At 50.0% G+C, this 11370-nt stretch carries 12 protein-coding genes; 2 read left to right on the top strand and 10 right to left on the bottom strand.

What is annotated here, in order from left to right; genetic code table 11:
- Nucleotides 1-178: 178 nt before the first annotated feature.
- Nucleotides 179-1228, top strand: a complete 1050-nt coding sequence (locus tag PKO01S_RS27615; RefSeq protein WP_127534660.1) for a hypothetical protein — start codon at nucleotides 179-181, stop codon at nucleotides 1226-1228.
- Nucleotides 1229-1411: 183 nt separating this feature from the next.
- The gene (locus PKO01S_RS27610; protein WP_127534659.1) at nucleotides 1412-2830 is read left to right on the top strand and encodes a hypothetical protein; all 1419 of its coding nucleotides are present in this window, start codon (nucleotides 1412-1414) and stop codon (nucleotides 2828-2830) included.
- Between the two features lie 142 nt (nucleotides 2831-2972).
- On the opposite strand, the gene PKO01S_RS27605 is transcribed toward PKO01S_RS27610, so the two are convergent.
- From PKO01S_RS27605 to PKO01S_RS27560, 10 genes are all read right to left on the bottom strand, one after another.
- Nucleotides 2973-3620, bottom strand: coding sequence for a hypothetical protein (locus PKO01S_RS27605; RefSeq protein ID WP_164779813.1), 648 nt, complete (start codon nucleotides 3618-3620; stop codon nucleotides 2973-2975).
- A gap of 324 nt (nucleotides 3621-3944) precedes the next feature.
- Nucleotides 3945-4526: a hypothetical protein gene (locus PKO01S_RS27600; protein WP_127534657.1), complete on the bottom strand. Its 582-nt coding sequence runs from the start codon at nucleotides 4524-4526 to the stop codon at nucleotides 3945-3947.
- A 228-nt stretch (nucleotides 4527-4754) separates the two neighbouring features.
- Nucleotides 4755-4970 carry a helix-turn-helix domain-containing protein gene (locus tag PKO01S_RS27595; RefSeq protein WP_127534656.1) on the bottom strand — a complete coding sequence of 72 codons (216 nt, stop codon included), beginning with the start codon at nucleotides 4968-4970 and terminating at the stop codon, nucleotides 4755-4757.
- 10 nt (nucleotides 4971-4980) lie between these two features.
- Complete coding sequence (locus PKO01S_RS27590) at nucleotides 4981-5457, bottom strand: DUF2975 domain-containing protein (protein WP_127534655.1); 477 nt, start codon at nucleotides 5455-5457, stop codon at nucleotides 4981-4983.
- A 188-nt stretch (nucleotides 5458-5645) separates the two neighbouring features.
- Nucleotides 5646-6119: an oxidoreductase gene (locus tag PKO01S_RS27585; protein WP_127534654.1), complete on the bottom strand. Its 474-nt coding sequence runs from the start codon at nucleotides 6117-6119 to the stop codon at nucleotides 5646-5648.
- A 104-nt stretch (nucleotides 6120-6223) separates the two neighbouring features.
- A complete protein-coding gene (gene bacA, locus PKO01S_RS27580) occupies nucleotides 6224-7009 on the bottom strand; it encodes an undecaprenyl-diphosphate phosphatase (protein WP_127534653.1) in 786 nt (261 codons plus the stop codon).
- Between the two features lie 200 nt (nucleotides 7010-7209).
- A complete protein-coding gene (locus PKO01S_RS27575) occupies nucleotides 7210-8511 on the bottom strand; it encodes a hemolysin family protein (RefSeq protein ID WP_127534652.1) in 1302 nt (433 codons plus the stop codon).
- 96 nt (nucleotides 8512-8607) lie between these two features.
- Nucleotides 8608-8967, bottom strand: a complete 360-nt coding sequence (locus PKO01S_RS27570) for a Lin0512 family protein (RefSeq protein WP_127534651.1) — start codon at nucleotides 8965-8967, stop codon at nucleotides 8608-8610.
- Between the two features lie 88 nt (nucleotides 8968-9055).
- Nucleotides 9056-10162, bottom strand: a complete 1107-nt coding sequence (locus PKO01S_RS27565; RefSeq protein WP_127534650.1) for a nitric oxide synthase oxygenase — start codon at nucleotides 10160-10162, stop codon at nucleotides 9056-9058.
- A 170-nt stretch (nucleotides 10163-10332) separates the two neighbouring features.
- The coding region (locus PKO01S_RS27560; protein ID WP_164779812.1) for an ATP-binding domain-containing protein at nucleotides 10333-11370 on the bottom strand (1038 nt) is incomplete at its 5' end.

The following is an 11370-nucleotide window of genomic DNA, read 5'->3' as shown; positions in this document are numbered from 1 at the left end:
ATTTTGTGTCGCTATCGCACGTGCACGGCTTCGCCCAATTTACTTATTTATATTTTGAGATGGACGTTGCCAAGCGAATGAGTGGCAATGTCCTTTTTTATACTATGGTAGGAAACAAGGAAAATATTTTCAAATTAAGGTATGATATATCGAGTTCAAGAAGTTAATGAGGTGACTTATGTTCAGATCAATATCCAAGGATAGGATAGGTATATCGAAAAAGCTTACAGAGGAAGAAATAATTGAACTCGTAGCAAATCGAGATCTGGAAGTCATTCAGTTTTCAAAACCAATAGAGTTAGACACTTTTAGGCTGCTGAATGAGCATCTTTTTGCTAAGCGAGATGACGTGGAACTTCGTGTATTCGGTTTTTATGGAGAGAAATGCGATCTGAGTTTTCTGTCTCTGGTACCCAATGTCGCTCGTTTAAGCATTGATTGCATTAGCGAGGTTGACCATCTGGATGTGATCACTCAACTCGATAAATTGAAAGCCCTTCACATTGGTGTCTACACGCTGCACAGTTTCGAAGCACTTCACTATGTACCTGACACATTAGAGACAATTATGATAGGGCAAACACATTCCAAGAAACCAGATCTAGCCGTTCTCGATCGGTTTCGAAATTTAAAAAAGATCTGCATCGAAAGCCATACGAAAAATATCGATGTCCTTGGTAATCTGCATCAGTTGGAGGAAATCACTTTAAGGTCCATAACAACGAAGCATCTAGAATTTCTAGCCCCTTTGACAAAAATGTGGTCGCTAGATGTTAAGCTAGGCGGAATTAACAACTTCTCGGCTATCGAAGGTATGGACAATATCAAGTACTTGGAACTGTGGCAAGTTCGAGGACTGAAGGATTTATCGTTCATATCTACATTGAACGGCCTGCAATATCTCTTTCTTCAATCACTTTCAAACGTTGAGACACTCCCTGCACTCAAAAGCCTGACGCGACTAAGAAAAATACACCTGCAAAATATGAAAGGACTCAAAAATATTAGCAGCTTAGGACAAGCCTCTTCATTGGTAGAATTCACTCATTGGGAGGCATTGAAAATGACGATAGAGGATTATATTCCATTATTCAGCAATCCGTCTGTACAAAATGTGTGGGCCGGCTTCGGGAGCGATAAACGTAATAATGAGTTTAGATCAGTTGCTGAACAAAACGGCAAGAATTACGAGCAGTTGTGGCGGGAGTTTACCTTTGAGTCTATGTAAGCGAGAACGATCTGCACGGCATCGCCGGATTTGCATGCAGCCGCTCTTGGCGATAGATGAAAGCATCTTGAGAGTGTATAAAACGAATAAAAAAAGGAATAAAAAAACGCTTACTTCGTAGACGAACGCCTAAGTCCGGCCATGCATACGATACATTACCGTACGACACGGGAGGGTATCTATATGGTCATGGAGCTTGCTGCGCTTCATTGGGTTTATTTGGCGTTCATCGTCGGCATCATCGGCTTTATGCTGATGCGCCGCGATACGACGCTCGTCTGCATCGCAGGCGTGTTTGTTATCGGTCTGATTGCGACCGAAAGTTTAAGCGGTTCTGTTAGCGGTATTTTTAACAGCTTTATTTACGCGATCAAAGAGCTGCTAGGTACGATCCTCATCATATCGGTCATCGTCGCGATGAGCCGCGTGCTCATCGACACCGGTATTAACGAGGTCATGATTTCACCGCTAACCCGGTTTCTTCGTTCCCCCGCTCTCGCCTATTGGGGGATCGGTATTATCATGCTTGTCACGTCGTGGTTTTTCTGGCCGTCTCCTGCCGTAGCGCTCATTGGCGCTGTGCTGCTTCCTGTTGCTGTTCGAGTGGGTCTGCCCGCTCTCGGAGCGGCTATGGCAATGAACTTATTCGGCCACGGGATTGCGCTTTCGGGCGACTATATCATTCAAGGCGCGCCCAAGCTGACAGCTGATGCCGCCGGATTGCCTGTATCCGATGTCATGGAAGCCAGCATCCCGCTCGTCATCGTTATGGGTGTAGTCACGACAATCGCGGCCTTCTGGTTCATGCGGCGTGATATGCGGCTTGGGAGGTGGCGGGATGGTCTAATTGCAACAGCGGATGAGGGGTTAAAAAGCAGTGGTGCCTCCAGCGGAAGCACTGATCCAGCTATCCAAATGTCGCCGCGTGCCCGGAAATGGTTCGCCATTCTAATTCCGCTCCTATTCATAGCCGACGTCGTCGCGATGTTCGTACTCGATCTGCAAGGCGGCGATGCAACAGCTCTTGTCGGCGGTACTGCGATCCTCATCTTGCTGCTCGTATCGATGTTCGCTCATCGGGTCAAGGGTCTGGAGAAAACGACGAGCTATATTATCGATGGCTTCTTATTCGGCTTCAAAGTGTTCGGACCTGTCATTCCGATCGCGGCCTTCTTCTATCTCGGAGACTCTGGCTTTACTGCTGTCTTCGGCGATTTGCTGCCGCAAGGCTCGCAAGGCATCGTGAACGACCTCGGTGTCGCCTTAGCAAACACGGCACCGATGAACGAAGCGGTAGCATCTGGCACGCTGACAGCGGTCGGCGCTATTACAGGTCTCGACGGTTCCGGCTTCTCCGGCATTTCACTCGCGGGCTCGGTCGCTCATCTATTCGCCACGGCACTCGGCCATGGTGCAGCAACGCTTACGGCTCTCGGGCAGATTGCCGCTATCTGGGTCGGCGGCGGCACACTCGTCCCTTGGGCGCTTATCCCCGCCGCCGCGATCTGCGGTGTCAGCCCGTTCGAGCTTGCCCGCCGCAACTTGAAGCCTGTACTGATCGGTTTAGTCGTAACAACCATCGTCGCGATGTTTCTGGTGTAAAATAACGCTGTTCCGTTCATTTATTCCGAAGAAAACTAAAATCCCTGCACGATGTGCAGGGATTTCTCAATGTAAATGCAGCTATTGAATTAGAATGCATCTTTATGTCGGAATTGAAGTATCTCTAACTATTATCCCCGCTCTACCCTCTTCTCCTGCTTCGCGCTAACCATAACACGAATCCGGCGAGCACAACCAGTGCAACTAGCGCTATTGCCCAACCGCTCTTCCAGAGGGGGGCGTTCTCATTCTGTTCAGCCCCCGTTACTGCAGAGCGCGGAGCCGCTTCGGCAACAGCTCCCTCCTTGCCCGCAATCGGCTCGTACGATTGATGTATCGCATCCAACTGCTTCATCTGTTCCCCTGCTCCTGAAAGCGGCGCATTCCCGTTACACAATCCGGTAAGCAAACTTCCGTCCTCGCCCTCATAGGCAAATACGAGATAGGACATATTGTCTGCAAACGTATATCCGCAGGTCGCCTCGCTTTCGACAGTCAGTACCTTCGTCTGCTTCGACAGATCGCCTTTCCACACTTTCGCTACATTAAAGGTCACTTCCACCTTGTCGGCGGACGAAATGGTTTCTTTGTTCTTGTTCTCCTGTTCGATCTTCGTGACTTCTCCGGCGAATACGGCTGAATGACTAATCAAAGCCTTGTCCATTTCCGGAACCGTAGCACATGAACATGCATAAGCTCGCTCCGGTCCGATGATCGGCGCCGCAATGATCGTCATAAACAAGATCAATAATGTAATTGCTCCGCTCGTTAACCTTCTAGTTATACGCAATGATGAACATCCCCTCTGTCCCAGCTTTTGTACATTTAACGCAGAGGATGGGGAAGATGTTGCAATACTCATAACCAATCTCTTTATAATATTCCCGTTTCCCTTCTTACGTGGGATCGCAGAAGTTAACAGCTGGCTCAATTCTTTGTACTGAGTCTGATGGCCATGTCATCCATTTTCGTTCAAATCCTACTGCTCGCACTACTGTTCGGACTAAGTACCAATTACGAAGTGTTTCTTGTGAGCTGCATTGATATCCGTCGAGGCTGTTCACGGCAAAACAAAATCTCCGGACAAAGCGGATATCTCTTGCAAGGTTAAGTTCTACTTTGGTCCAAATTTTGCTTTGGTTGAATTAATGTCCAATAGGTCAGCACCGTACTTATCTTCCAGTGCCTTTACTTGTTCCGGGCTCAAGTTACCATCTACGATAATTTTCTCGTTAATTTCGGAGTAACCAGCGCCATTAATATCAGCGCCAATCCTATTAGCATAATCAAGCAAATCAAACGCTAGATCATTCATTTGTTTCGGATTATACTTGGCTTTTTTAATTTGAACCTTATCGCCAAGTGCAACCTTTAGTTTCTGCTCGATAATATCCGTATTCATTGTTTTCTTATCGATAAGAAGAACCAACTTGCCTTCATCAAAATAAACCGACATTTCAGCTTTATACTTGTCTTCATCGAGGACTGTTTCACCGTAGTCTGTTTTCTTTGAATAAACATCAATTACTGCTTGATTAAGAATAGGTGTAACTTCGGCTTCAAACTTATTTTGCTCCTCGAATGCAATCTGTTCAGGACGCTTTGCTTCCGCCTTATTATTAACTGGAAAGAAATTATAACCGCCGACTAATACTGCTACTATAAGGGTAACGCCTGCTGCTGTACGTTTAAACATGGTACAACTCCTCTTCGTTTGTTTTGTTGCCCAGCTGCTGAGTTATATGGCGTTCACTTCATTCCTTAATTGGTTGATATATAGACGCGATTGGATATTGAAAGTTGCCACGAAATCATTGCAATGCATATCTAACAAGCAACCATTTTTACGAATATAGCCACAATAAAACCCGCCAATCATGGCGGGCTTGCACGCAGTATTATAACGATCATGCCCCTATCGCACTTACCTTTCTTCTTCCTCCCGGTACTCTAGAATATCCCCAGGCTGGCAGTCCAATGCTTTGCAGATCGCCTCTAAGGTTGCGAAACGAATGGCTTTAGCCTTGCCATTCTTCAGGATCGACATGTTAGCCATCGTGATGCCTACCCGGTCCGCGAGCTCGGTCACGCTCATCTTCCTCTTCGCCAGCATGACGTCTATGTTTATAATGATGGTCATAGTTTTCACCTCAGACCGTCAGGTCGTTTTCCGATTTGATATCAATCGCATTCTTAAGCAGCCTTTCAAGGACAGCGGCGAAGAACGCGATCACCATGCCGCCGAATACAAGGACCATTCCAATAACAATCAAGCCTGGCGCGTCGTCTTGATCCGCGATGAGATATAAGAACGGCAAGCTTCCTACATACAGGACGCTGAATGCGATCGCGCTGTACTTGATCTTCTTCAGAGCAGTCACGGATCGTTCGGAGAACGCGATATTGTGGTCAATATAGTTGAGCAATCGGAATGACTGATACAAGGCAGTGAAATAAGGTATGGCTGTGGCATAGATGATGCCGAAGAGAGGATAAACCGCAGAACCCTCATATTCCTCCGCCATATTCGACGCTATCGAAGGCAATCCCACTGCGCATAAAGCTAATACCGGGATACCAAGCAGAAGCAGCGTTACCTTCAAAAATAGTGTCGTCCCTCGTTCCATAACACGCACCTCACTTCATTATTGTCAATATGAATGTACCATACGATTTATCGTTTCACAATAAATTTTTACCGTTTTGGATCAAATCCGTGTGGCGTATGGCGAAAATGAAACAGCAGCAGCCAAAGACTCGATAATCAAGTCTTCGACTGCCGCTGTCTGCACCAACCATTCGTACGATACGGTTTCTACTGGATCCCTGCAGTCCCAAAGGTACTATTAATGACTTGCTTATAGTTGTCCCATTCAAAATAAAAGGGTCCGACATCGATCTTTTTCTTTTCAGGCTCAAGGTAAAAGTCTTTCCATGACACAAGATGGTTCTCTTTATCTATTTGGACAGAGATAAATCCGCATTCCTCATCCCCGCACCATGAGCAAACCATAAGCGGGTATCTGTACCACATCGTTTCATGCGGTTTTCTAAGCAAAAAATAATCAATTATATCTCGTTGATTATCGTCGCTCATCCAGCCAAAGGATGGAACGAACTTATTATACTTCTTCAGCATTTCGTACAATGATTTTCCGTCAATGATTAGATCGGCGAATGCCGTGTCTTTTTCTCCCTCTTCAATCGGCCCTAAATCAGAGCGTCTTGCGGGTTTCATTTCTAAGTTATTAATTTTCTTCGCGGCATCTCGGTTGGATAAATCGTCCATTGTGAAATCATCTCCGCTTCACTCATAAGCACTATATATCACCATACCAATAAAAACTGCCCCCGCATCATCGATCCGATGATCATCGAGGGCAGTCATCTGCCTTACAGCAGCAAGAAGAACACGACCGCTGCCAATACGAAACGGTAATACGCAAACCATGACAAGCTTATCCGCTTGAGCAGGTTCAAGAACGTGACGATCGCGATCATCGCGACGACGAACGACGTGAACAAGCCGGTTGCGAATAGTCCCGTATCGTTCCATGTCAGGAAATCGCGGCTTTGAATGAGATCGACGCCGCTGGCGCCGAGCATAATCGGAACGGACATGAGGAACGTAAATTCCGCCGCCACTTCCTTCTTCACGCCGAGGAACATGCCGCCTGCCATCGTCGAGCCGGAACGGGAGAAGCCGGACCATAACGACAAGATCTGGAAGCATCCTATCCCGAACGCCTGCTTATACGTAATATCATCCAGCGACTCTGACGACGGCTTCCTCTTGGACTTCTCCGCTGCGATCAGCAGCAGACCGCCTACGATCAAGCTGACGACTACGGTCTTCGGTCCGAACAAGTATTCCTTTATGAAGTCATGAAGGACAAGTCCGAGTACGCTTGCCGGGAACATCCCGATGATGATATGCAGAATGTTCAGTCCAGGCGCACGCAAATTAAATTTCAACAGATTCATGAACCGTTTCCAGTAGAGCACGAGCACCGCCATGACGGCGCCGAGCTGGACTACGACCTCGAACGTTTTCTCTCTCTCCCCGACGAAGTCGAGCAAATGACCGGTAACGATCATATGTCCCGTCGACGATACAGGCAGAAACTCCGTTAACCCTTCAACAATACCCATAATGACTGCTTTAACTAATTCGTCCACACGCAACCTCCTAAACGATCCCGCGCCGGACGGGACCTTCCATCATCTTCTTGCCTAGCTTCCGGCGAATCGAGGCCTGTATTGGACCAGAACGAATTCATGCTTTGCCCCATTGGAAAATGTCCCGTGCTATGCAGCAGCAGCGTTTCTTCGTTCGGGTCGTCCCAAACCAACGTTATGTAGTTCTTGCTAGTGCTTGTCTAACGGACTTCTGCCATCTCACTCCGCTTTACGATTTCGATCTTGCGGATCCGATTGTTCTCCTGCTCCATGACCGTAAACGTGTAGCCGTCGATTTGGATTTGATCGCCGACGACGATATCGGGGTTGTTCGACCACATCCAGCCGCCGATCGTATCGACGTCCTCGCTGGACAGATCGGTTCCGAGCATTTTGTTAATCGTTCGAATGAGCACTTTACCGTCTACTACATAACGGTTCGTCTTATCGACCTGAATTTCCTTCTGCTCGTCCTTATCGAATTCGTCGCGAATTTCGCCAACGATCTCCTCCAAAATATCTTCGATCGTAATAATGCCCGAAGTGCCGCCGTATTCGTCCAGCAGCGCAGCGAGATGCACGCTTTCCGTCTGCATCTTGCGAAGAAGATGCTTGATCGGCATCGCTTCCGGAACCGTCATGATCGGATGGAGCAGCTTCTTGAACTCATGCTTCGGATTGTCCGCATAAGCGAGGAAGAACTGCTTCGTATTCATAAAGCCGACCAGATTGTCTTTGCTTCCGAGCGCAACCGGGAACCTCGTGTATTGCTCCCGTTTAATAATTTCCATGTTCTCTTCCAGCGTCTTGTCCGCATAGAGACAGATCATGTCGGTGCGAGGCACCATAATTTCGCGGGCGAGCAAATCGTCGAACCGGAAGATCCGGTTCACGTAGCCGTATTCGGTTTTGTTAATTTTGCCGCTCTCGTAGCTCTCGGACAAAATGACCCGAATCTCTTCTTCCGAATGCGCCTCCTCATGTTCGGACATGCTTCGGAAACCGAGCGCGCGGATGAACAACCGAGCGGAGCCATTCAGCACCCAGATGAAAGGATACATCGCCTTGTGGAACCAAATGAGCGGCGGCGCAGTGAACTGGCTAATCCGTTCCGCCTGCTGAATCGCGATCGACTTAGGAGCCAACTCACCCAATACGACGTGCAAATACGTCACGGCGACGAATGCGATAATGAACGACAACAACGTGCTTACGCTGTCGGACATATGAAGGGCGTGGAACAGCGGATGAAGCAGTTCCTCTACCGTCGGCTCCCCAAGCCAGCCCAGTCCGAGCGCTGTGATGGTTATGCCGAGCTGGCAGGCGGACAAGTAATCGTCCAGATGCGAAGTGACCCTTTTAACCGCCGCTGCATTCTTGAATCCTTCGGACACCATTTGCTCGACGCGGCTTGACCTGAGCTTCACGAGCGCGAATTCGGCCGCCACAAAAAATGCGGTGAGTATAATCAATACCGCAACTAACGATAACTTCAATACCATGACGTATCGTTCTCTCCTCTGCATGATTCAACGATGATAAAGTCCATATTGGTTTATTATACCTGCGATGGACGTGCAGATTCAAACGACAGCCGATTAATAGCCGACTTCCACCGCTGCATTCACGATGTAGATCAGATCGTTCTTATCGTCCTTGTCCGGCAGTACGACCCCGCTCGTCGTCAGCATGCCGCCGTCGATCACTTCTACCGTCACTTGCCCGTACGGCAGCACCGCCTTGACTTTATCGATATCCAGCTTATCCCTGTCGCAAGGAACGGCCAATCGCACCCGTACCTTCATATTGTCGAGCGTTCCGCCGGGAAGCACCGACCGCAAGCCAGGCATCGAATTATGATGGATCGCATTCTGAACCGCACGGATCGACGCCTTCGTCACGTCCTGCCCGTGCAGATCGGCACCCATGCCGATTTCAATAAAAAACAGCTTGTCCAATGGAATGTCCCCTTTCAGGCTCTAGATAGTACTAGCATAGCATAATCGATTCCGAGAAAGCATGAGGCGAGCAAGAACATACATGTCATTAAGCATGATCGTAAGGCGGCCTCTGATGGACAAAATTCGGATCGTGCTCCGTGTTGTCGAAGCCGCGATGCCACACGCCCGTCGTCGACGGAGACATCGGCGGGATGAGCCAAGACCAGCGTCCCGTAATGCCGCGGCCCGCTTGGCGCTCCTGCTTCTCGAACGTGGCGAACTGCTCCGCAGCGGTATGATGGTCGACGATGCTGACGCCAGCCGCTTTGTACGAATGAAGGACGGCTGCATTCAATTCGACCAGCGCACGGTCTTTCCAAAGCGATGTATTCGTCGACATATCCAGCCCGAACAGCTCCGCGACCGGGCGCAGCAAGTTGTACCGCTGTACGTCCGCCAAGTTGCGGGCTCCAATCTCCGTTCCCATGTACCACCCGTTAAACGGTGCGGCGCTGTACCGGATGCCGCCAATCGTAAGCGCCATATCGGAAATGAAAGGCACAGCATACCAACGAAGTCCCATCTCGGCGAAGCGGTCCTCCTCCGGATGAGTGAGCGGCACTTCCAATACTAGCTCGCTAGGGATCGAAAATAGACGGGGCGCCGAGCCCGCTTCTCCAATAACAAGCGGCAGCACGTCAAAAAACGACTGTGCTTGTTGAGGCCGCCAGCCATATTGCTTGCATATTCTCGTAAATGCTGCCGAGTGCGGATCGCCGATTATCGTACCGTCCAGCTGCTCGTGGCCCGCATAACGGATCAGTTGATGGTTCCAAATGCGCATCCGCCTCTCCGGTGAGAAGACGGTAATGGCGGGCCTGATTTTGCCCCCGTTCGTCGCATAGGCAAGATGCCGGAAGACCGCTTCCGCGTAGTCATCGGCTGAGCGTGCTTCCCGCGCATCGAACACGGTGAGCGATTGCCAGAACAACCGGCCGATGCAACGGTTGCTGTTGCGCCAAGCCATCCGCGCGCCATGCTTCAGCTCGTCCTCTGTATGGCGATATGTACCCGTCTGTCTGATATGTGCCCGGATTTCGGCTATGCGCCGGTCCGTCGCTTGTCCATCTATGGCTAGCTCTTCATAGCATTGACGGATAAACGATTCCGCCTTGTGTGCGAGCTCTTGCTCCGCAGTCGATTGTGTTGTCATCTCGCCGCTGCTCCTCTCATTCCTCGCTGCTGCCGCTGCTGATCTATCATCTAACGATACATCAAACCGAAGGCCGATGCCACGTCTGCAACCTCTGTTCACACAATGAACAAAAAACGCGCGGCGTCGGACCCGTAGATCCTTGCCTGCGCGTTTCGAAATATATGTTTTTAGTTCGCCGACGAGCCAACAGAGGACTGCACAAGCGGTGTCAGTGCCCCTTGATGCAACAGAGAAAGCTTATGCAGAGCACGCGTACAGCCCACATACAGCAGCTTCGCGTCAAGCTCGCCGTAAGCATCCGCTCCGGCATCGGAAATGAGGACGGCGTCGAATTCCAGCCCTTTGGACAAATAGACCGGTACGACCGTCAAGCCTCCCCTATACGCCGGCTGCTTGCTTTGAACGAGCGAAGCTTCAAGACCGGCCTGCTCCAGCAGCGCATGTACCCGTTCGCATTCCGCTGCCGTTCTGCCGATGACGGCAATCGTCTGGTAGATATTCTGTTGGAGTAATTCTTGTATGCTCGACAGCAGCTTATTCTCCCATTGGTCCGGCGGGCAAGCGGTCACATCAACCGGTTCGCCGCTGCGGAATACCGGCGTCGCCGGCTTCACGCCGCCATCCATGCCCGAGAGCACGCGGTTCGCGAATTCGATAATTTCCATCGTCGACCGGTAGCTGCGGTCGAGCTCGTAGAATCCGACGTTGTCCGATTCGAACAGCTCCATCTGCTCGCTCCAGTGCCGTATACCGGCATAATCATGGATGCCCTGCTGAAGATCGCCGAGCACCGTAAGGGACGGAATGCGCTGGCACAGCTTCAGCGCTTCCAGCTGCATCGGCGAGTAGTCCTGCGCTTCGTCGATGACAATATGGTCGAATGGGGACGTCCCCAATCCGTACATTTGAATGTGCAGATAGACGAGCGGCGCCAGATCCTCCGGATCGACGACTCCTGCTTTCAATTGCTGCAGCGTCCGCTTCGCGATTGATTTCGGCACGTCCGGATGCGCGGTCTTGGCGTCGAACAATGTGCGGTACAGCTGCGGAGCGGAGATGGACGGCATTTTCTTCACGTAGGCGTTCAGCTTCGCATTCGCTTTCGTCTTCGCTGTTTTGTCCGTTATGCGCCGTTCTTTCCATTCCGATTCCAGCCACCGCTTCACCCGGCTGACAAGCCGCTCGCGCCGTTTCATCAGCGGCTC

Origin of the sequence: Paenibacillus kobensis NBRC 15729 (genome assembly GCF_004000825.1) — a bacterium.
GTDB lineage: Bacteria > Bacillota > Bacilli > Paenibacillales > Paenibacillaceae > Paenibacillus_T > Paenibacillus_T kobensis.
This window is presented reverse-complemented; position numbering and strand designations above follow the sequence as displayed.

What these genes read in the sequence shown, in the direction of transcription:
- PKO01S_RS27615 (WP_127534660.1), top strand. Translation starts at nt 179, where the DNA reads ATGTTCAGATCAATATCCAAGGATAGGATAGGTATATCGAAAAAGCTT.
- PKO01S_RS27600 (WP_127534657.1), bottom strand. Translation starts at nt 4,526, where the DNA reads ATGTTTAAACGTACAGCAGCAGGCGTTACCCTTATAGTAGCAGTATTA.
- PKO01S_RS27595 (WP_127534656.1), bottom strand. Translation starts at nt 4,970, where the DNA reads ATGACCATCATTATAAACATAGACGTCATGCTGGCGAAGAGGAAGATG.
- PKO01S_RS27610 (WP_127534659.1), top strand. Translation starts at nt 1,412, where the DNA reads ATGGTCATGGAGCTTGCTGCGCTTCATTGGGTTTATTTGGCGTTCATC.
- PKO01S_RS27565 (WP_127534650.1), bottom strand. Translation starts at nt 10,162, where the DNA reads ATGACAACACAATCGACTGCGGAGCAAGAGCTCGCACACAAGGCGGAA.
- PKO01S_RS27590 (WP_127534655.1), bottom strand. Translation starts at nt 5,457, where the DNA reads ATGGAACGAGGGACGACACTATTTTTGAAGGTAACGCTGCTTCTGCTT.
- PKO01S_RS27575 (WP_127534652.1), bottom strand. Translation starts at nt 8,511, where the DNA reads ATGGTATTGAAGTTATCGTTAGTTGCGGTATTGATTATACTCACCGCA.
- PKO01S_RS27585 (WP_127534654.1), bottom strand. Translation starts at nt 6,119, where the DNA reads ATGGACGATTTATCCAACCGAGATGCCGCGAAGAAAATTAATAACTTA.